This is a genomic window from Paenibacillus sp. GM1FR, from assembly GCF_002803315.1.
GTDB lineage: Bacteria > Bacillota > Bacilli > Paenibacillales > Paenibacillaceae > Paenibacillus > Paenibacillus amylolyticus.
In genome coordinates, this window is the sequence record NZ_MKZL01000033.1 from 366,279 (window position 1) to 389,567 (window position 23,289).

Consider the following 23,289-nt stretch of genomic DNA (forward strand, 5'->3'; position numbering starts at 1 on the left):
ATCCATGAATGATAATATAGCAGGTAGCCATATTCGCTTTATATTGGATGCGGAAGATAAAGAGATTCGTGTGGGTCGCATGACTGGCAGTGGCGGCAAAAGCCCACGAGGGGAATCGTATGATTTTACAAACTATTATATGACTCGTAATGCTAAACCCCATATTCCCGTGGTAGGTGAGTTTCATTTCTCCAGATTCGCTTACTTGCAGTGGGAAGAAGAATTACTGAAGATGAAGGCAGGCGGGGTGAGCATTGTCGCTTCCTATGTTTTCTGGAATTTTCACGAGGAGCAGGAAGGCGAATTCAATTGGTCAGGAAATCTGAATTTACGGCACTTTGTGGATCTGTGTGGCAAACATGAGCTGCCTCTGATCGTGCGAATTGGTCCATTCTGTCATGGGGAAGTGCGTAATGGTGGAATGCCGGATTGGTTATTCAGTTATCCATTCGAAGTCAGGTCGAACGATGAAGGATATCTGTATTACGCTAAGCGATTATATCGGGAGATTGCCCGTCAGCTCAACGGCTGTTTTTATCAGGAGGGTGGCCCTGTTATCGGGGTACAGTTGGAAAATGAGTATATGCACGCTGGCGCACCCATGGATGCCTGGGGATATACCCGCGAAAAATACATTACCTCCGGTCGGGATGGACGAGAACATCTGAAGATGCTTCGCGATATTGCCGAAGAAGTCGGTATGAAGCCGATGTTCTATACTGCCACGGCCTGGGGCAATGCTGCGGTGCCTGAAGAAGGAACATTGCCTATGCTAGCGGGTTATGCGTACACACCATGGATTCCCAATCAGCCTCCAAGCCGGGAGTATTTATTCCGGGATCTGCATATGAATCCTGTGGAAGAAGTGGATTATGACAGTCTGGAGTACCCCGCTGCGTACTGCGAGCTTGCTGGAGGCATGCAGGTCAGTTATCACGCTCGGCCGGTTGTTGATGCGGACAGTGTCGAGGCGATGACCATTGTGAAACTTGCGAACGGCAGCAATCTGGTTGGGTATTATATGTATCACGGAGGGACTAATCCGATAGGCAAAAATTCATATATGAACGAGCAGGCATTGCCGAAAATGACGTATGATTACCAATCGCCACTCGGAGAATTTGGACGTGTTGGTGAATCGTATGACCGCATTCGTACCTTGTCCATGTTCCTGGAATCATATGGTGAGTTACTTGCACCAATGGGCTGTGTTGTACCGGATGGTCAACATGCGATAACACCGGAGAACACGATGGATATGCGTTGGTCTGTTCGCCAACAAGCTGGCTCCGGATTCCTGTTCATGAATAATTATCAGGATCATGTGGCGATGCCTGATCGTGATATCCAATTGGAGCTGCATACCAGCAAAGGGACTGCTTTTTATCCAAGAGAAGGAACGATACAGCTGAAATCCGGCATGGCAGCCATTCTGCCTTTCCATATGAATCTGAATGGAATGAAGATCATTAGTGCTACCGTTCAGCCACTGACCCGATTCATGGTAAATCAGGAGCTTACGGCTGTCTTTTATGCCCATGAAGGTATGGCGCCTGAGTATGTTGTTGATGCAACATCTGTTACAAATGTGGATATGCCCGAAGGTACAGTATCAGAGCAGGGGAATGAAGTTGTGATACATCCGATTGTTGGCAAGGACCATCATCTGCGAATCACAACATCGGACGGTATGGTCATACGAATCATTACATTGACCCGTGAAGAGGCATTACATGCCTACCGTTTCCGTGTGGGCGGAGAAGAAAGACTTGTAATTAGCAGCAGTCATCTGTATGTACAGAATGAGATGCTCCTATGTACATCCGTGGAGCAACCAGAGATGGAGGTATCCTTTTATCCGGCTCCAGAGTATGTTTCAGCTTCGAAATATGCTGTGTCATCCCAGTTGAAGCAGGGAATATTCGGTACGTATACATTCCAAGTTTCGCCTTACGAGCCTGCTGTAGAGGTTGATTATCCGAAAGAGTATGCAGCAACACTGAGATTGGACACAGCGTGGCCGGAACAAGTAGATGACGTGTGGATTGAGATTGATTATGAAGGAGACGTTGCAGCAGCACATATTCATCATCAGATGTTAACGGATCATATTCACTATGGACGCAGCTGGATGCTTGGTTTGAAGCAATCCCGTCATTTGTTGGCTGATCACGCGCTTCGTCTGTCTATAACCCCAATTCGAAAAGGGACGACTGAGAGTTATGTGAATCAGGCTTATGTGGAGCGGTTTGAGGGCGTGGAGATTGGAAAGTTTAATGAAATTCGGGTGAGACCACAGTATCGGGTTGGGTTGGTACTGACGGGTGTTAGGGAAGATGCTTAGTCAAATCAGGAGTTAAACAACAGATAAACAAGACTTAAACCAGAGTTAACTTTCGTTAATAATACAGAGGGTTCTTTCTCCGAACGATTGTGAGGGGAGAGAGCCTTTTTTGCTGTGTTATGTAAAAACAAATGATTCCTAATCATGGTAAAAAGATCTTGACTGGTAAGCGTTTTCAATTTATTATAACTTCATAACCTTAACGATAAAGTTTATTTAAACTAATTAACGTAAATTAGATAAAGTTAATTGTTATTTATTTAATAAAAAAAAACTTCTATTACCAACGATTTTAGTTAACTTCTTGCCTAGAGCAGGGTTGATTGAAATAAAAAAAACAAATACAGGAGGTTCCAAACGAATGGTTAATCTGAAAAAGTGTACAATCTTTACGGTTATTGCTGCTCTCATGTTCATGGTATTAGGGAGTGCAGCACCCAAAGCATCTGCTGCTACAGGTTTTTATGTAAGCGGTAACAAGTTGTATGATTCCACAGGCAAGGCTTTTGTCATGAGAGGTGTTAATCACGGACATTCCTGGTTCAAAAATGATTTGAATACCGCTATCCCTGCAATCGCCAAAACAGGTGCCAATACGGTACGCATTGTTCTTTCGAATGGTAGCCTGTACACCAAAGATGATCTGAACGCTGTTAAAAATATTATTAATGTGGTTAACCAAAATAAAATGATAGCTGTACTCGAGGTCCATGACGCCACAGGGAAAGATGATTATAATTCGTTGGATGCGGCGGTGAACTATTGGATTAGTATTAAGGAAGCTTTGATTGGCAAAGAAGATCGGGTCATCGTCAACATCGCCAATGAATGGTATGGAACGTGGAATGGAAGTGCGTGGGCTGATGGTTACAAAAAAGCCATTCCGAAACTCCGAAATGCGGGAATTAAAAATACGCTAATTGTGGATGCAGCCGGATGGGGACAGTTCCCTCAATCCATCGTTGATTATGGACAAAGTGTATTTGCAGCCGATTCTCAAAAAAATACCGTCTTCTCCATTCATATGTATGAGTATGCTGGCAAAGATGCTGCAACGGTCAAAGCCAATATGGAGAATGTGCTGAACAAAGGATTGGCTCTGATCATTGGTGAATTCGGGGGATATCACACAAACGGTGATGTGGACGAGTATGCCATCATGAGATATGGTCAGGAAAAAGGGGTGGGCTGGCTGGCCTGGTCCTGGTATGGAAACAGTTCTGGTCTGAACTACCTGGACATGGCTACAGGTCCGAACGGAAGTTTGACGAGCTTTGGCAACACCGTAGTTAATGATACCTATGGTATTAAAAACACTTCTCAAAAAGCGGGGATTTTCTAATCCGCCGTTGAAACAGGAACACTCTGACGGTTACGTCAGGGTGTTTTTTTAATAAAATAGTTCAATCTATAATGACTTTTGAATATTTCCGTTTGGTTTTAAAATATTTTGTTTTCAAAATAAAACAAAGATGTTAAACTCGGATTAGGAATAAAACAAACATTATCGGAGGGAAACAAATGGTACAGAGTTTATGGAATGCATCGCAGGCAACTGAGAAAACAACAGGACTTGAGCAGTTGGTTTACCGATCCAATCTGATTGGGACTGATCGCAGTGTATGTAACATCTACGGTGGTAATACGTCTACCAAAACGACAGTGAAGGATTTTCGTGGTCGTGATGTAGAAGTAATGTATGTGAAGGGAAGCGGCTCTGATCTGGGTTCCATGGAAGCGAAACATTTTACCGGACTTGGGCTCGAAGACATTCGACCATTAATTGAACGTGAATCCATGTCGGATGAAGAGATGGTTGAATATCTGGGACATTGCATGATTGATGCCAAGCACCCACGTGCCTCTATCGAGACTCTGCTGCATGCATTCCTTCCATATAAGCATGTGGATCATACGCACCCGGATGCCATTATCAGCTTGTGCTGTGCACATAACGGCAAGGAATTGGCGAGAGAGATCTACGGTGATCGATTTGTATGGGTACCTTATGTACGTCCAGGGTTTACGTTATCTAAAATGATTGCTGAAAGCGTATTCTCGAATCCCAATGCCGAACTCGTACTGATGGAAAAACACGGACTTGTCACTTGGGGAGAAACATCCGAGGAATGTTACGCTCAGACCATCAAGATCATCAATGAAGCCGAAGCATTCATCGAAGCTCGGGTGAACGAAGGAAGTTTGTTTGGTGGTGTGAAACACCCGGCACTGGCCGCTGATGTTCGTCGTCAGATCGTATCACGTGTAATGCCAACGATTCGTGGAGCGGTATCGGATAGCAAAAAAATGATCTTGTCCTTTGATGATCAAGAGGACGTACTTGCTTTTGTGGGCGGAGCAGATTCCCCGGAATTGTCACAGGTGGGTGCAGCTTGCCCGGATCATCTGGTACATACCAAAGTCGTACCTCTGTTCATCGATTGGACACCGGATGCGGAAGATATTGAAGGTTTAAAAACCAAGCTGGTAGAAGGTGTCGCGGCCTACAAAGAGCAATATCAACATTATTTTGAGAGCAACAAAAACGAAGGTGATGTCATGTTCGAAGCGGCACCACGCGTTATCCTGATTCCAGGTGTGGGCATGATCAATACAGGCAAGAGCTGGGCGCTTTCCCAAGTAAGCGGAGCGTTGTATCACAGAGCCATTGCCGTTATGCGTGGAGCTACTAGCCTGGGCCAATTCGTATCACTCAGTGCAAACGAATCTTACAATGTGGAGTACTGGCCGCTGGAATTGTACAAATTGTCTTTGGCACCGGCAGAAACCGAATTCTCACGCAAAGTGGCGTTTATCACAGGTGGAGCAGGCGGTATCGGAAGTGAAACAGCACGCAGATTGGTATCAGAAGGCGCACATGTGGTGCTCGCTGATCTCAACCTGGAGGGCGCACAGAAGGTAGCACAGGAAATCAATGATCAGTACGGTGCGAATCGTGCTTATGCGCTGAAAATGGACGTAACCGATGAGGAAGCCGTTCAATCTGCGTATGCAGATGTTGTGGTGCAGTATGGCGGAGTGGATATCATCGTGAACAATGCCGGATTAGCCACATCCAGCCCATTTGACGAAACATCCCTGAAAGAATGGAACCTGAATATGAATGTTCTGGGTACAGGGTATTTCCTCGTGGCTCGTGAAGCGTTCAAGCTGATGAAACAGCAGGGTATTGGGGGAAGCATGGTATTTATCGGGTCCAAGAACTCGGTGTATGCAGGTAAGAGTGCTTCTGCTTACAGTTCAGCGAAAGCGCTGGAAGTGCATCTGGCACGTTGTATTGCAGCAGAAGGTGGAGAGTATGGCATTCGTGTCAACACGATTCTTCCAGATGCCATTCTACAGGGTTCAGCGATCTGGAACGGTTCCTGGAGAAACGAACGTGCAGCGGCATATGGAATTGAACCGGATCAATTGGAAGAGTATTATCGCAAACGGACGACATTACTCGTGAATATCTATCCAAGAGATATTGCGGAAGGAATCGCATTCTTTGCTTCTTCGAAATCCGAAAAAACAACCGGTTGTATGATGACCATTGATGGCGGTGTACCGGCAGCATTTACACGTTAAATTAGGAGGGTTCTTGCGGATGGATAACCAAGTCAAGCAAGCGTATGAAGCAGCCAAGGCATTGTATGCCCAGCACGGAATTGATACGGACGAGGTACTGAACAAACTCGCGGAGATCAAAGTATCCGTACACTGCTGGCAAGGCGACGACGTCAAAGGTTTTCTGAACAAAGATGGAGAGTTAACAGGTGGTATTTCCGTTACAGGTCAATATCCGGGGGCTGCGACCACACCTGTAGAACTTCGTAACGATCTGGAGCAAGCTTTTGCTCTGATTCCCGGCAAACATAAGGTCAATCTGCACGCGATTTACACGGATACAGACGAGCAGGTTGAACTGGATCAGATTGAGCCAAAGCATTATGAGAACTGGGTAAAATGGGCCAAAGAACAAGGACTCGGTCTGGACTTCAACCCAACATGTTTTTCCCATGAAAAATCAAGTGACGGGTTCACGCTCAGTCATCCAGACCCTGAAATTCGCAAGTTCTGGATTGATCACTGCAAGGCGTCCCGCCGGATTGGTGCTTATTTCGGGGAACAGCTTGGTCAGACTTGTGTAACCAATGTATGGGTACCGGACGGATTCAAAGATAATCCGGTTGATCGGTTGACACCACGCAAACGTCTCAAAGAATCGCTGGATGAAGTATTCGGCGAACCACTTAACCCTGAGCACAACCTGGACGCGGTAGAGAGTAAGCTGTTTGGTCTCGGTTCGGAAGCATATGTGGTGGGTTCTCATGAATTCTATATGGGTTACGGTTTGCAAAATGATACGTTAATCTGCCTGGATGCGGGTCATTTCCATCCAACAGAGGTTATTTCTAATAAACTGTCGTCCTTGTCTTTGTTTACAAGTGGCATTCTGCTTCACGTAAGCCGCCCGATGCGTTGGGATAGTGACCATGTGGTAATTATGGACGATGAGCTGCTGGAAATTGCTCGTGAACTGGTTCGACATGATCTGCTTGCGACCACACATATTGGATTGGATTTCTTTGATGCAAGCATTAACCGTGTAGCTGCATGGGTTGTGGGGACTCGCAACACGATCAAAGCCCTTCTCCGAGCGATGCTCGAACCAGTGGATGCCTTGAAACAAGCCGAATTGGAAGGGGATTACACGTTGCGTCTTGCCTTAACGGAAGAGTTCAAATCCTATCCGTTTGGCGCGATCTGGGACTACTATTGTGCTCAGCAAGGCGTACCAGTTCGTGAAAAGTGGATCACCGATATCAAAACCTATGAACAAGACGTATTACTACAGCGTGATAAATCATTGGTGTAACCGCATTTATTTTTCGTATAAACCACTATGGAATGAAAATTCCATGGTGGTTTTTTTGGCATAATCACGCTGAAATGCATAACTGAGGCGATTGCTTCCATACTAGGAATATAGATCCGTATCGTATACGATTGCCACGCAGAGGAGGAATAACAGAGTTGAATCTAGCCCACAACAAACTTTATATCGCTGCACTTGGCGGCGTGAATGAAATAGGGAAGAATATGTATTTCATCCAGTACCATCAGGACATCATCGTGATTGACTGTGGTTCGAAGTTTCCCGATGAGACATTGCCTGGTATTGATCTGATCATTCCGGATGTAACGTATCTGCTGGAGAACCTGGATAAAGTGAGGGGTCTTGTGGTTACTCACGGACATGAAGATCACATTGGTGGCATTCCCTATTTGTTAAAACAAATGAACATCCCGGTGTATGCATCCAGGCTCACTCGTGGGCTGATCGAACTTAAACTGAAAGAACATGGGTTGCTGCGCAAAGCCGACTTGCATACGATCGATGCTCATTCCAGCATTACGCTGGGAGGGATCGAGGTTTCTTTTTTTGCAACCAGCCATAGTATACCGGATTGTCTTGGTATCTTTTTTCAGACCCCAGCAGGCAATGTTGTGCATACCGGAGATTTCAAGTTTGATATGTCGCCTGTACATGGACCTTTCCCTGATCTGCACCGTATGGCCGAGATTGGCAAACAGGGTGTCCATATTTTGCTCTCCGAGAGTACCAATGCAGAAAGACCCGGATTTACACCTTCCGAGCGTGTTGTGGGAGACCACATTCTGGATGCCTTTATCCGTGCAAAACAAAAAGTATTCATCTCGACCTTTGCGTCGAATGTCAGCAGGGTACAGCAGATTGTGAATGCAGCATTCGAGACGGGCCGCAAACTGGCACTGTTGGGCAGAAGTATGGTGAATGTGGTATCGGTGGCCAGTGAATTGGGGTATTTGAAAGTTCCTGACGGATTGTTGATTGAAGCTATCGATTCGGATCAGTTTCCACCAGAACAAGTTGTTGTATTATGCACCGGTAGCCAGGGAGAAGCGATGGCAGCATTGTCACGTTTGGCATCCGGTAAACATCCTCACGTAAGAATTAACGCCGGGGACACGGTCATTATTGCTGCCGGAGCCATTCCGGGCAATGAACGAAATCTTGCACATGTAATTGATAACCTGTATGTTCTTGGAGCACGTGTGATATATGGTTCAAGTGGTGCAGCTGGGATGCATGTATCGGGACACGGCAGTCAGGAAGAACTCAAATTGATGCTTACTCTGATGAAACCGGATTATCTGATTCCGATCCACGGTGAGTTTCGCATGTTGTATCAACACAGACTGCTTGCTGAATCCGTAGGTATAGAGCGTGATCATGTGTTTATCGTGAATAATGGGGATATGGTCCAGTACAAAGACGGCATTGCTTCGCTGGGTCCCAAAATTGCATCAGGAAATAGTCTCGTAGACGGTCTGATCATGGGTGATGTCGGCAATATTGTACTGCGTGACCGCAGGCAACTATCCTCCGATGGCATGCTGGTGATTGTGACTACACTGAGCAAAACGGAGAAACAGATGGTCACGTCACCCGAAATTATCTCCCGAGGGTTTGTATTTGTTAAGGATTCGGAAGAATTCATGCATGAGATCCATGAGCTTGTTCTAAACCGGATGGATGAGTTGACCGGGGCTGGGGTGAATCAGTGGAATGTGATCAAAAGAAAGCTGAAAGACGAGATCGGTCACTATATTTACGCTCAAACAAAGAGAAGACCAATGATCTTGCCTATTATTATTGAGGTTTGAGTCAACAGAGATAGGGATTATCCTTGCCCTGATCGTCTGTGCAAACATGTATATGGAAGCTAAACAGCCTGATGAATGTCGGATCATACTTCGGTATGTACGTCACATTACCATCGGGCTTTTGCTATTACATTGGGAATGTACAATAGATGTACGATAAATGGAGTTGAATCAAATTCGCCATGGGTTTGCGATTCGAAGTATAATAAAAGGTAAACTAGCTAATAGAAATAAGAGGAGTCTTTATGAATAAAACGATTTCTGATATCGCTCAGATGGCAGGTGTGGCAAAAAGCACGGTCTCTCGCTTCCTGAATGGCGGATCGGTTAGTGAGGATACACGCCAGAAGATTGAGCGTATTATCAAACAATACAACTATGTTCCCAATACATTTGCACAGAGTCTGAAGGCTAAGAAGACCAGTATCATCGGTACGGTTGTGCCACGTCTTGATTCGTTTGCAACATCCCAGACATTGATTGGAATTGATGAAGAACTGCGGAGTAATCAGTATCAGATGCTGATCGCAAATACAAGTCAGGATATGCAACGCGAGATTGATGCCATCTATGATTTTGCACGACAGAAGGTGTCGGGTATTATTCTGCTGGCTGCTGAAGTGACTGAAGCACATCTGAAGGCCGTTGAGGATATACGGATTCCGGTGTTATTGGTAGGGCAGCAGCATGAGCAACTGCACAGTCTGGTTCACAATGATGATCAGGCAGGTTATGAGATGGGCAGATATGTCGTCGAACAGGGTCACCGCAAGATCGTGTATATGGGGGTTAGCGAGAAGGATCGGGCGGTAGGAATCTATCGTAAACAAGGATTCCAGCGAGCAATCGCCGAGTGTGGTGGATGTGAAGTGAAGTATTATGAGACAAGCTTTAAGATGGCTGAAGCCATCGTTACCGCTGAAGCCATACTGAAAGAGACCACACCAACGATCATCGTGGGGGCCACGGATAATATCGCACTGGGTGTGATGAAGATTGCATTCTCCAATAAAATCCGCATACCGCAAGATTTGTCTGTTACGGGATTTGGCGGATATGATATTACGGAGATGATTCACCCCACGCTGACGACTGTAAAATACCATTATTTACAGGCAGGGAAAGTAGCGGCGAATCACATTATTCGACTGGTCAAAGGCGAGTCGGTGGAGGAACGAACAACACTGGACGTAGAACTAATTCCTCGAGAAAGCGTTGACAAATTATAAAAACATCCTTTATGATAATTCCATCGAACCGGTTCCACTGTGAATATCCAATGCGGATATGCGAACACGGGCAGGCATTAGTGCCATATGGAATTATTTTTTTGCGCCTAATGGAACCGGTTCCTATATTTTGAATGGAGAACAGCTATGAAAATGACTAGAGAGCAACGCTACAGACGAATTGAGCAAGCAGAGCCTGGAGAGATTGCAAAGCTTGAAGCACAGATATCCGTATGTCCTTGGAGACAAAGTTATCACATTCAGCCGATAACAGGTCTACTTAATGATCCTAACGGCTTTGCATATTATCAAGGCTATTATCATCTGTTCTATCAGTGGTTTCCACTTGGGACAGAACATGGCATGAAATACTGGTATCATATTCGCTCGAAGAATCTGGTGAACTGGGAAAATGTCGGGATTGGAATCGAACCGGGTGGCAGATATGACTCACACGGAGCTTATTCTGGCAGTGCGATTGAAAAAGACGGCAAGCTGCATTTGCTGTACACAGGCAATACGAGGGATGAGGCTTGGGTCAGACATCCGTATCAATGCTTGGCAGTTATGGATGAAAGCGGTTCAGTAACCAAACTGAATGATCCCGTGATCTCGTCTGTGCCAGACGGATACACGGAACACTTCAGAGATCCCAAGGTGTGGCAACAAGGAGACACGTATTATGGTGTAATTGGTGCGCAGAGAACAGATGAGACGGGATGTACAGTGCTGTATCGCTCCATTGATCTGAACAACTGGGAGTTTCTTGGTGAAATTCGCACGCAGTTAACCTCCTTTGGTTACATGTGGGAGTGCCCGGATTATATGGAGATAGACGGGAAAGGTGTACTTGTCTTTTCCCCACAAGGCTTAGACGCTGCGGGAGATCATTATCAGAATATTTTTCAATCCGGTTATCTGATCGGTGAGCCGCTCAATCTCCAGACGAGAGAGTTCAATCATGGTGAATTTCAGGAACTGGATCGTGGATTCGACTTCTATGCGCCGCAGACGATGCAGGGCCCGGACGGAAGACGTATTCTGGTTGGGTGGATGGGACTTCCCGATCTGGAATATCCGACAGACGATAACGGTTGGGCTCATTGCCTCACCATTCCTCGGCAGTTATCACTCCGAGACGGGAAGTTAATCCAACAACCGGTTGCAGAGATGGTGCAATTACGTCAGCAGGATAAAGACACACATATTCGCGCAACAATTGACAATGAGAGTCGATCTTTCACTGGTATTAATGGGATTGCCTATGAGCTGATATGTGAGATAAGCCATGTAGAAGCAGAGGTTGTAGGCATCGAATTCCGGGCAAATGGAACTGAAAAAACGGTTCTTCTGTATGATCGGATTCAGCAGAAAGTTGTCTTGGATCGTACCATGTCTGGTACCGAGCTGGCAGAGCAGAATGGCGTTGTACGGCAGTGCACACTTACTGCGGAAGTGATTAAGTTCCATCTGTTCGTAGATTCGTCCTCGGTCGAGATCTTTGTGAACGATGGGGAAGAGGTCTTTACCAGCCGCATTTTCCCAAGCCGGGACAGCGTGGACATTCGTTTCTTTGCACGCGGAGGCAAAGCTGATTTTGAAGCAACTCAATGGCATTATTAAGTATTACGTGAGAGGAATGAGATAACATGTCGGAGAATCAACGGATTGCCCAGGAAGTCATTCATGCCATCGGGGGCAAAGAGAATATCGCATCATTTGCACATTGTGCAACACGTCTTCGCATCATGGTGAAAGATAAAGAAAAGATTGATCAGAAAACGGTCGAGAACATCGAGAAGGTGAAAGGCGCCTTTTTCAACTCAGGTCAATATCAGATTATCTTTGGTACGGGAACAGTGAATCGAATCTTTGAAGAGGTTGAGAAGCTGGGCATCGAAGGAACGTCTAAGGACGATGTGAAGAGTCAGGGGAAAAAAGAAGGAAATGCTTTTCAACGGGCTATCCGCACGTTTGGTGACGTATTTGTACCCATCATTCCCGTTCTGGTAGCTACAGGACTGTTCATGGGATTGCGCGGATTACTTACCCAGAATGAAATTCTGGCATTGTTCGGTGCAACACCGGATGATATCTCGGCCAATTTCCTGTTGTTCACTCAGATCCTGACGGATACGGCATTTGCATTTCTGCCTGCACTTGTAGCGTGGTCCGCATTCCGCGTATTTGGCGGAAGTCCGGTACTTGGTATCGTACTGGGGTTAATGCTGGTCAATCCTGCATTACCCAATGCTTACGCGGTAGCAGATGGATCAGCACAGCCGCTGCATATGTTCGGTTTTATACCTGTCGTGGGTTATCAGGGATCGGTTTTGCCCGCGTTCTTTGTAGGTTTGATTGGAGCCAAGTTTGAGAAGGTACTAAGAAGACGGGTACCCGAGGCATTGGACTTAATTCTGACTCCTTTTATTACGTTGACAGTCATGATTACGCTTGGACTATTCGCGATTGGTCCCGTGTTCCATTCCCTGGAAGAGTGGGTGCTGCATGGAACAACTGCCGTATTGGATCTTCCGTTTGGCATCGCAGGTATTATCATTGGATTCTTCCATCAGATTATTGTTGTTACCGGTGTACATCACATCTTTAATTTCCTGGAGATTCAGCTACTGGAGAAAACGGGATTCAATCCGTTCAACGCCATCATTACCTGTGCCATGGCAGCACAAGGAGCGGCTTGTCTCGCAGTCGGTCTGAAGACCAAAAATATGAAACTCAAAGCACTCGCATTACCTTCTTCCTTGTCCGCATTTCTGGGCATTACGGAGCCAGCGATCTTCGGAGTTAACTTGCGTTATATGAAACCATTTATTATGGGACTTGTTGGTGGTGGTGTAGGTGGTTTCATCGCTTCCTTGTTCCATCTGCAGGGTACAGGCATGGCTGTAACGGTTATTCCTGGTACACTGCTCTATCTGAACAGCCAACTGCTGTTGTATATCTTGTCCAACGTAGTTGCCATGGCGATTGCATTTGCACTTACCTGGTTCTTCGGATATAAGGATCAACCGGTCGCAGAAGAATCGGTGAGCCATGAGAACAGTGGAGTAACATCAACTGAAGTTAAAGCAGAGGACTCTAATCCGCGTATTAATTCAGTTACCGATGCCGTTACAAGCAATCGTCCTAAGGTAGATTTTCTCGAAATCGCTTCGCCAATGAACGGTACCGTCGTTGCTCTGGAGCAGGTTCCTGACCCGGCGTTCTCGGAAAAACACATGGGTGAGGGCATTGCCATCGAGCCATCAGAAGGAAAAGTGTACGCACCGTTTGATGGAGTCATCGCACATGTCATGAACAAGAGTAAACATGCGGTGATTCTGGAGCATGAGACGGGTGTACAGATGTTGGTTCATATCGGAATTAATACGGTTGGACTGAAAGGAAACGGTTTTACCGCGCATGTGAATAGCGGAGATCGTGTAACTGCAGGACAATTGTTGATTGAATTTGACATGGATGTCATTCAGGCTGCGGGTCTGCCGGTGATTACACCTGTGTTGATCCCAAGTGGAAACGAAACGATAGCAACTGCTACAGCAGCCTCAACCGGTCGTGTGCAAGCCAATGGAGAAGCGGTACTGATAGTGAAATTTACTGAGCCACAATAGTGGCACATTAAAAGGGAAATGGTAGAGATGTAACTCTCCCGTTTCCCTTTTTTTGTGTACAATCGTATGAAATTAAAGAAACAGATCATCAATAATATAATTAAATAAAAAGTTCTAGTACACGAGGCAGCACCAGTTTACGGTTATCCAATCGACGCCCTATGAAAAACAAACGTTAATCGTGATACTACAGGCCAGCGTGACGTTTCAGTCGCTCTGCAATCTGCATTAGATCTTCCGCGGATATCCCTGGCGCAAATTCTTCCGGCAGATCAGGTAGCTCAGGTACTGGCCCTCCATACCCCGGCAAGCCTGCAAAAGCCTCCAGTTTACCGCCATCTGTTGGGTGTGTCCCTTTCCAGATCTGGGCAATGCCCTGATAATCCTTGTCGCTGAACGTGTACAACCTGCGGTGCTCACCCTTCGCTTCCCACTTACGTGTCGTTTCAAAAGCTTTGTTATCCAGTCGCGGAATAGGGAACAGCTTCGTTACATCCACACCCGTTGCAATTTCCAGTGCCTTGGCATACGCAAGAACATGCACACCGCCGCGTACAAGCAGATAACCTGTCATTTCTCGGGCTGTTTTGTTGTCGGTCATTTCGTAGACTCTCATTTTGTGGGTCCTGGCTCCGCACTCAAGAAAGAAATTATGCAGCAGATCGAAGATCAGATTGCCACTGCTCACGACATATGAACCATTCCAGGGTCTTCCCATGGAGTCATAAGGGAGCGCTGTCTGAGCGGATTCGATAAAATGTGACGTCATCCGTGCGTCTTTGCCTACACGTAGCGGGGTAGAGTCCGGGGCGCCTGGTGAAGTGGAACCTTCAAGCATCAGGTTAATCGTATTGGCGACAAGTTCGACATGGCCGAATTCCTCCGCAGTAATACTTGCAACAATGTCATAAAATGGACGCAGCTTGGATCTACCTCTGAAATTAAATGACTGAAACATATAGTTATTTAATGTTGACATTTCCCCGAACTTTCCACCAAGCAACTCCTGAACTGCACTAGCTCCATTAGGGTCCGGATTATTGGATATGGGTAGTTCGATGGCAAGACGGTCTACACGTTTAAACATGACATTTCCCCCTCAGTCCTAGTTACTGTAAAAGTATGAAGGGCCACTTGTACGTTATTCGATCAATTGTGAAGCAAAAACAAAACGTTCTGCCAGAGCTTTAAGCTCTGAACAGAACGTTAGATGAGTTCTTATTTGGAAGTTACACCAACAACGCTGGTTCCATTTTTCGTGATTTTGTACGTCAGCACATCTCCGTTCCAGAAATGGAACTTAAGCGTGACTTCGCCATCATTGGTTTCATTGAAGAAGTTAGGTTTCAGCTCAATCACATTACGTTCGTAATCTGGGCTAAATGTGTAGGAGAATTCTTTGAATGAAGTCCAGTTCTGTGGACCAGCGTTCTCTCCGTTTGCATATGTTGCTTCCATCGTTGCCAGTTGGTTCCCGTTAAACGTAGTCGGAATGGCAAATGCACTGGTTGTACCTGTTGCATCGTTCAACTTAGGTGTGTCATATTTAATGATATTAAAGTTCCAGTCAGCACCTTCATTGAATCCAGCCGTGAGTGTAGCATTTACGCCCAAATCACCAGAGGTTGTCAATTTGGTTAACAGATTGGATTTTAACGTAAGTACATCTTTTTTGATCGTATAGTCTTTACCTCTTACAAGAGGCGTGGTGCCATTTTTCAACGAATTGAATTTGTTCCCATTCAGATTGAGTTTTACCTTCTTATCTTGAATGGCTTCATTTTGTTTAAGATATACGAGGTCCGTTTCGGCTGTGGATGAGCGACCTGTCCAACTGGCTTCCATGGTATCAAATAATTCCTGATCAGACCAAGTAAAACTTGTGCGTCCGAAGTGTTGTCCGTTATCCCACAACATCGTTGTCATCTGTTTTTGGCGCAGATATTGTCCAACGAATTCGAAGAATTTCAGTTTTTCGCCTTGCTCAATGACACCTGTGTGCTGGTCAAACCCAAGCAAGCCATACTCACCAACGATAACTGGAATGCCTTTCGCTGTAAAAGCATTGTATACCCGATCAAAAGTGTCGGTAACGTCCTTCTGTACTTCCTCGTTATACTTGGTGTAACCTGCGATGTTCACACTGAATGGCCAGAACCCGTAGTAGTGAACGGTTGCAATAATATTGCTGTCATTCAATTTTTGGATGGTCTTATTCAGTTCATCCAGATCAGGCTGAGCGGAAGAGGTATGCATCGTTGGAAGCACAAGTGGACGTGTCTCGTTGTTTCCACCCGAAGTTCTTACGATCTTGTGAAAAGAAGTATTCAACTCGTCCAGCATGCGATATCCAATCGCTGCATCTGTTGTGCCGCCTTCAGAGAAACGTGGTTCGTTAACACTTTCGAACAAAAGCTTATCGGATGAATCCTTGAATTTGTCCGCAATCTGAGTCCAAGCAGCGTTGTAACGTGCAAGCACATTGTCATGGTCTTTCTCCATGTAACTGATCCAGCGCCAGGAATCATGGTGAAGATTGATCATGACGTAGAGATCCGCATCAAGCGCCCAGTCTACTACTTCCTGAACCCGATTCATGTAAGCGGAATCAATTGTGTAGTCGGGTGCGTCACCGATGTGGGCTTCCCAGGTCACAGGGATACGGATACTGTTGTAGCCCTCAGCTGCGATCGATTGAATTAGTTCCTTTGTAATGCGCGGATTGCCCCAGGCTGTCTCATCTTCACCAACGGCGTCCAGAGAGTTACCCAGATTCCAGCCAGGCTCCATGGCGTTTACATAGGTTTGCATTTTGCTTGGAGCGGGTGATGCACTGGTCTGTTCGCTGTTGTCAGTTGCAGCTGAAGCCATAGCCGAGGAGAATAGAGATAGAATCATGGCAGTCACAAGCGTAAGAGAAAGGACTGATTTGCGGTTTTTTTTCATTAATATAGTCTCCTTCGAATAGAGAATGGTTAAACGTGAATAGCGGTTAAGCAGGGTGGAAATAGAGCTCAACGCAAACAAAAATTCACTTCTTTAATACTAGAATCACCACCGATTTATGTACTGAAAGCGTTTTCGTAATTTACTATATCATGATTTAATATTGGACAATACCTGCACAATTGGAATAAAAATCATGTGAAAATCAGTGATTGCTTTTTAATGATAATTAGATTTAAATACCCTGGGAGGGATCTAATATGAAGCTGGATGCACATCAACATTTTTGGGAATACAACGTCGCCGAGTACGGATGGATTGGAGAAGAGATGAAAGTCATTCGTCAATCTTTTCTTCCAAAAGATCTTGAACCTTTATTGGTCCAATCCGGACTGGATGGATGTATTGCGGTACAAGCCAGACAATCACTGACAGAAACCGAGTGGCTTCTGCAGTTGGCAGATCGGCATGAATGTATCAAAGGTGTTGTCGGATGGGTGGACCTTTGTTCGGATGAAGTTCGGAATCAGCTTGAATTGTTCGCGTCCAATCCGTATCTGAAGGGCGTACGTCATGTCATACAGGATGAACCTGATCTGAAGTATGTATTGAGAGAAGACTTTCAGCGCGGAATTTCATTGCTTAAGGAGTATGATTTGGCCTATGATCTGTTGGTGTCCAAGGAGCAACTGCCTTATGCCGTTGAACTGGTTAAGGCGTTTCCTGAACAGCGATTTGTACTTGATCATCTAGCCAAACCCGACATAAAATCAGGTATACTCTCACCCTGGAAAGAAGCGCTTGAGTCATTGGCCGCACAACCCAATGCGTACTGTAAACTTTCAGGGATGGTGACGGAAGCAGACTGGGCAAATTGGACTCCAAAGGATTTTACAGCCTATCTGAATATCGCCATAAAAGCCTTTGGTGCAGAACGGTTAATGTTTGGGTCCGACTGGCCTGTGAGCAACGTTTCAGCTACGTATTCTGAAGTATATGGTCTTATTAATTCTCACATTAATGCCTTACCTATACTAGATCAACAGATGATTCTTGGGGGCACATGTGCTGCGTTCTATCAAATATCGTAGTGGGCAATCCGAACCTAACCCGGTTTCAAGAAGTTGACAACTGTTCTGATTCTTGCTAAAGTTTTATCCAATCCGCATAATCATGATCTGGGAATGTTACCGATATGGGCATAACCTGAGCTGGCTTGTTTACACGTAATCGTGTACCCAGGCTGGTTCGGGTTTTTTCTATTTAAGTTGAACAACCGATTTTACACGAGACGACTGCGCGGCCAGAACAATCTTCCAATCGCTGTTATCCCCAGATTTTTTGAATCCCTTTTTAAAGGGGAAATCCGGTGATAAAGGCGAACGCTTCGCTTCTCCAGATTTTTTCTGTCCTCTCCGTTTATGTGTAATTGTGTAGTTCAACTTAAATATTTTATCTTTTTAATATTTTTCAGGATTTGAGCGGATAGCTGAATTACATATTTGGAAGGAGAATGATGATGACGAATTTTAAATTTCCTAAAGACTTTCTGTGGGGTGGAGCCATTGCTGCCAATCAGGCGGAGGGCGCGTATCTGGAAGATGGTAAAGGGCTGAGTATCGTTGACTTGCTTCCGACAGGAGAGAACCGCAGAAGTATTATGAAAGGCAATGTTCCAGCTTTTACGCCGCTTGCTACCGAGTTCTATCCTTCACATGAAGCAATCGATTTTTATCACCGTTACCCTGAAGACATTGCTTTATTTGCCGAAATGGGATTCAAAGCACTGCGTGTCTCCATTGCTTGGGCACGAATTTTCCCGACAGGAGAAGATGCACAGCCAAATGAAGCCGGATTACAATTTTATGATAACCTGTTTGATGAATTGTTGAAAAACGGCATTGAACCTGTGGTTACATTGGCTCACTTCGATGTGCCTGTGCATCTGATCGAGAAGTACGGCAGCTGGAGAAGTCGTGAACTGGTAACTCTTTTCGAGACTTACGCTACAACGGTATTCACTCGGTACAAAGACAAGGTGAAATACTGGATGACATTTAATGAGATCAACATGCTGTTACATCTTCCGTTCCTTGGAGCGGGGCTGGCGTTTAATGATGGGGATAACATCAAGGAAATTCAATATCAGGCTGCTCACCACCAACTGGTTGCAAGTGCACTGGCAGTCAAGGCATGTCATGAGATTATTCCTGGTGCAATGATTGGGTGTATGCTCGCCGCAGGAAGCTTCTATCCGTATACTTGTAATCCGGAAGATGTGTTCCAGGGTATGGAAAAAGATAGAGAGTCCTATTTCTTCATCGATGTGCAGTCACGTGGGGAATATCCGGGTTATGCCAAACGTTTCTTCAAAGATCACGAGTTGAACATTGTTATGCAGCCGGGTGATGCGGAAATCTTGAAGAATCATACCGTAGATTATATCGGATTCAGTTATTATTCAAGTCGTACAACTAGTACCGATCCGGAAGTTATCAAAAATATGACCAGTGGTAATGTATTTGGCTCGGTAGCCAATCCATATCTGGCGAAGTCCGAGTGGGGCTGGACGATTGATCCCAAAGGATTCCGTATTACCGCCAATCAACTACATGATCGTTATCAGAAGCCGCTGTTTGTTGTTGAGAATGGATTTGGTGCCAATGACGAGGTTACACCGGAAGGTGAAGTGGATGATGCGTACCGGATTGACTACTTGAAACGACATGTAGCTGAAATGGGTGAGGCCATTCAGGATGGAGTGAACATCATCGGTTACACCAGCTGGGGACCTATTGATATTGTAAGTGCCTCCTCAGGTGAGATGAGAAAACGTTATGGCTACATTTACGTGGATCGTAATAATGAAGGTCAAGGTGAGCTGACACGACTGAAGAAGAAGAGTTTTGAGTGGTACAAAAATGTGATCGAATCCAACGGAACAAACTTGGGTGACGCGTAGTCAAAAAGGTGAATTGGATTAGTTCAGACATCAAACAATCGGAAGGACCATAAATTCACGGAACTTCCGATTGTCCTCACATTGAAAGCGTTGACATATAGTCAGGTTCGCGCTATACTTGACGCAATTATATCGTTTCTGGGATTGTTACTACTCGAAGTAGGCAAAACCTAAGCACCAAAAAAAGCAGACCACCATGTCTTGTTTATTTTGTGATGCTTCAGGTTTTTTTTGTATGCCCAAAAGACGATGTATAACTGCCAAGAGAGTGGAACGTGACGGGGGGATTGAAGTGAAAATAGCAAAGGTTATCAACAATAACGTCATTAGCATCTATCAGGCGGATGGAGCAGAGCTTGTGGTGATGGGACGTGGGATTGCCTTTAAGAAAAAGCCGGGGGATAAAGTAGACGAGACCCGCATCCAGAAAGTATTTGCATTGAAAAACAAACAAACTTCCGATAATTTCAAAATGCTACTGCGGGAAGTTCCGATGGAACTGATTGAAATTGTGGAAGAGATTATCACGTATGCACGTGAGAATCTGGGCCGAAAGCTGAATGAGAACATCTATGTATCTCTTACAGATCATATTAACTTCGCCATCGAACGTTATCGGGAAGGCGTGGAGATCAAGAACGCATTAATGTGGGAGATCAAACAGTTGTACAAGTCCGAATTCGAACTCGGCCTGAGGACGCTGGAACAGATCAATACCCGAATGAATATTGAGCTTCCACCCGATGAAGCCGCTTTTATTGCTCTTCATATTGTTAACGCAGAGATGAACGAAGAAGTTATTACAACGATGAATATTACGAAGTTTATCCAGCAGATTATTAATATAGCGAAATATCATTTCAAAATGGAATTTGATGAGGACTCTCTCAGTTATTTTCGCTTTATCACACATCTGAAGTTCTTCTCCCAGCGTGTGCTCAGTGGTACGCATTACGACAACAACTATGATCATTTCTATGACATGATTAAGGAGAAACATCCGGATGCCGCAGCGTGCACGGAGAAAATTGAGTTGTTTGTCAAAAAGGAATACAACCATGAGTTGACCAATGAAGAAAAGTTGTATCTGACGGTTCATATCGAACGAGTGGTTAATCGATAATATTTAAATGTTGACAAAAATGGTTTTATTATAATAATATGTGATTAACAGGAATTGAATACGATTTAACTGGGATTGTTACTGGTTATGCAGGCAAAACCTAAGTCATGAGAAGGTCAGGACCATTGTGTCCCCTTGCTCAAGGCTTAGGTTTTTTGCGTGCAAAAAAATCGGTAAGAGGCCTGTTTGAGAAAAAGTGGGGGTGCAGATCATGAGTCAAGAGAAACTGGCCAAAGAGATTGTAGAACTGGTTGGCGGTGAGAAAAATGTGGAATCGCTGGTTCATTGTGCAACACGATTACGGTTTGTATTGAAGGACGATGCCAAGGCAGACAAAGCCAAATTGGAGAAAACAGAAGGCATCATCGCAGTCAAAGAAAATGGAGGACAATTCCAGGTGGTTGTTGGTAACAAGGTGCCTGAAGTCTATAGTGCCATTGGACAGATCAGTAACATTCTGGACGATTCGTCAGATAAAGAAAAACCTCGCAAAGCAGCCAAAGGACTCGGGGGTATTATCGATATCATATCCAGCATCTTTGCACCACTTCTGGGTGTTATGGCGGGAGCCGGTATTCTAAAAGGGTTATTGTTGATTGCAAGCAATATTGGATGGCTGGAAACGACAGAAACAACATATACAATCCTGTATGCAGCAGCAGATAGTCTCTTCTACTTCCTGCCTCTGTTGTTAGCGGTTACAACAGCACGTAAATTCCAGGGAAATATGTTTGTTGCGATGACGATTGCAGGAGCACTGATCTATCCGTCCATCGTCACGTTGAAATCAGAGGGAACACCAACGGATTTCTTCGGTATCCCTGTCATCTTGATGAACTATTCATCTACAGTTATTCCTATCATTTTAGCTGTCATTGTTATGAGCAAGTTGGAAAAGTTCTTTAATAAGACACTTCACGATAGTGTGAAAAACTTTGTTACGCCATTGTTTTTGCTAGTGATTATGGTACCACTGACATTGCTTGTATTCGGACCATTTGGCGTATACGTTGGTAATGGAATTGCAGCTGGACTGGTTGCCGCATTTGGATTCAGTCCATTGCTCGCAGGAGCCGTTATGGGTGCAAGCTGGCAGCTGCTCGTTATCTTCGGAATACACTGGGGTCTGATTCCGGTATTTATCAACAACGTTGCAGTGTATGGACAGGATGGTGTTAAACCAGCTGCGACAGCTTCGATCTTTGCTCAAACGGGCGCTGCTTTTGGGGTTATGTTGAAAACCAAGAACAAAAAACTGAAAACGCTGGCGGGATCATCCACGTTGACGGCTCTGTTCGGTATTACGGAACCGGCTATCTATGGGGTAACATTACCACTGAAACGCCCATTCATTGCAGGGGTAATCGGTGGTGCAGTTGGTGGAGCTATCATTGGTCAAGCGGGCACATTGGCATTTGCATCCGGTGCACCAGGGTTGCTGACCCTGCCAATCTTCTACGGACCAGGTGGACAAGGTTTCCCAGGATTGATTCTGGGTATCGTAGTATCGTTTGTTGTTTCGGCTGTACTGACGTACATCATGGGCTTCAAAGATCCGGTTGAAGAAGAAATAAAAACCGAATCTACGACATCCGATCAGCAATCTGTTCGTGCAACGAATGCTTCAGACGAAAATGTATTTAGCCCAATCGAAGGAACGATTGTTGAATTGTCGGAAGTTCCAGATCCGGCCTTTGCATCGGGAGCAATGGGTAAAGGGATTGCGATTGAGCCAACTGTGGGCAGAGTTGTAGCACCTTTTGACGGCACAGTTACCGTTGCATTCAAGAAAAAACATGCCTTGGCTGTAGTATCAGACACCGGTGCTGAGATATTAGTTCACGTGGGAGTTGATACCGTTAAATTGGATGGGCAACATTTTGTTTCCCATATCAAAGAAGGCGATCGGGTCCAAGCGGGAGATCTGTTGCTTGAGTTCGATATTGCACAGATTAAGGCTGCTGGTTACCACACAGTAACGCCGATTATCGTAACGAATTCCGCCAACTACGAGGAAGTGATTCCACAGGCTACAGGTCAGGTTCATAGCCAGGAGCTTCTACTAAAATTAAGTAGCGGTAATAGCCAGGAACAAAAGTAGATTGATGTACTAATCCGATGGTGTCGTGTTTTCATCGTTCCGTTGACATGGTGGAATTGGAAAATTATAATTAGAATTGTACATCTATACATGATAATGAAAGGTGGATTATTGAATATGACACATGCAATGAGACTGCGCTTCCTTCCTTTGAATCGGTAATTGAATACGTTCAAAGGCTCTGACTATTGGTTCAGAGTAAACGGGATCAGTCTGTCATTTTCAATCATCCTGACCT

The 23,289-nt window shown here is 45.1% G+C and carries 14 protein-coding genes; 12 read left to right on the top strand and 2 right to left on the bottom strand.

Features of this window, described 5'->3' with window-relative positions:
• Positions 1-4 precede the first annotated feature (4 nt).
• From PAEAM_RS21670 to PAEAM_RS21705, 8 genes are all read left to right on the top strand, one after another.
• Positions 5-2,344, top strand: coding sequence for a beta-galactosidase (locus tag PAEAM_RS21670; RefSeq protein ID WP_100528927.1), 2,340 nt, complete (start codon positions 5-7; stop codon positions 2,342-2,344).
• Between the two features lie 409 nt (positions 2,345-2,753).
• On the top strand, positions 2,754-3,686 hold the full coding sequence (locus PAEAM_RS21675; protein ID WP_370739085.1) for a glycoside hydrolase family 5 protein: 933 nt from the start codon (positions 2,754-2,756) through the stop codon (positions 3,684-3,686).
• Between the two features lie 179 nt (positions 3,687-3,865).
• A complete protein-coding gene (locus tag PAEAM_RS21680; RefSeq protein WP_100528928.1) occupies positions 3,866-5,935 on the top strand; it encodes a bifunctional aldolase/short-chain dehydrogenase in 2,070 nt (689 codons plus the stop codon).
• 19 nt (positions 5,936-5,954) lie between these two features.
• Positions 5,955-7,226: an L-rhamnose isomerase gene (gene rhaA, locus PAEAM_RS21685; RefSeq protein WP_074094867.1), complete on the top strand. Its 1,272-nt coding sequence runs from the start codon at positions 5,955-5,957 to the stop codon at positions 7,224-7,226.
• A 158-nt stretch (positions 7,227-7,384) separates the two neighbouring features.
• Positions 7,385-9,058, top strand: a complete 1,674-nt coding sequence (locus tag PAEAM_RS21690; RefSeq protein ID WP_100528929.1) for a ribonuclease J — start codon at positions 7,385-7,387, stop codon at positions 9,056-9,058.
• Between the two features lie 245 nt (positions 9,059-9,303).
• Positions 9,304-10,287, top strand: a complete 984-nt coding sequence (locus PAEAM_RS21695) for a LacI family DNA-binding transcriptional regulator (protein WP_100528930.1) — start codon at positions 9,304-9,306, stop codon at positions 10,285-10,287.
• A 147-nt stretch (positions 10,288-10,434) separates the two neighbouring features.
• Complete coding sequence (locus PAEAM_RS21700) at positions 10,435-11,910, top strand: glycoside hydrolase family 32 protein (RefSeq protein ID WP_100528931.1); 1,476 nt, start codon at positions 10,435-10,437, stop codon at positions 11,908-11,910.
• 26 nt (positions 11,911-11,936) lie between these two features.
• A complete protein-coding gene (locus PAEAM_RS21705) occupies positions 11,937-13,919 on the top strand; it encodes a sucrose-specific PTS transporter subunit IIBC (protein WP_100528932.1) in 1,983 nt (660 codons plus the stop codon).
• Positions 13,920-14,106: 187 nt separating this feature from the next.
• Here the strand turns inward: PAEAM_RS21705 and PAEAM_RS21710 are convergent, their stop codons facing one another.
• Together PAEAM_RS21710 and PAEAM_RS21715 are read right to left on the bottom strand one after the other, a co-directional pair.
• Positions 14,107-15,006 carry a manganese catalase family protein gene (locus PAEAM_RS21710; RefSeq protein ID WP_100528933.1) on the bottom strand — a complete coding sequence of 300 codons (900 nt, stop codon included), beginning with the start codon at positions 15,004-15,006 and terminating at the stop codon, positions 14,107-14,109.
• Positions 15,007-15,137: 131 nt separating this feature from the next.
• On the bottom strand, positions 15,138-16,865 hold the full coding sequence (locus PAEAM_RS21715) for a cellulase family glycosylhydrolase (protein ID WP_100528934.1): 1,728 nt from the start codon (positions 16,863-16,865) through the stop codon (positions 15,138-15,140).
• Positions 16,866-17,125: 260 nt separating this feature from the next.
• On the opposite strand from PAEAM_RS21715, the gene PAEAM_RS21720 reads away from it, so the two are divergent.
• From PAEAM_RS21720 to PAEAM_RS21735, 4 genes are all read left to right on the top strand, one after another.
• Positions 17,126-17,956 (top strand): amidohydrolase family protein, encoded by an 831-nt coding sequence (locus PAEAM_RS21720; RefSeq protein ID WP_100528935.1) that lies wholly within the window; start codon positions 17,126-17,128, stop codon positions 17,954-17,956.
• A 428-nt stretch (positions 17,957-18,384) separates the two neighbouring features.
• Positions 18,385-19,827, top strand: a complete 1,443-nt coding sequence (locus PAEAM_RS21725) for a 6-phospho-beta-glucosidase (RefSeq protein ID WP_100528936.1) — start codon at positions 18,385-18,387, stop codon at positions 19,825-19,827.
• A 292-nt stretch (positions 19,828-20,119) separates the two neighbouring features.
• On the top strand, positions 20,120-20,950 hold the full coding sequence (licT, locus tag PAEAM_RS21730; protein WP_047842771.1) for a BglG family transcription antiterminator LicT: 831 nt from the start codon (positions 20,120-20,122) through the stop codon (positions 20,948-20,950).
• Positions 20,951-21,161: 211 nt separating this feature from the next.
• A complete protein-coding gene (locus PAEAM_RS21735; RefSeq protein WP_100528937.1) occupies positions 21,162-23,051 on the top strand; it encodes a beta-glucoside-specific PTS transporter subunit IIABC in 1,890 nt (629 codons plus the stop codon).
• Positions 23,052-23,289 lie beyond the last annotated feature (238 nt).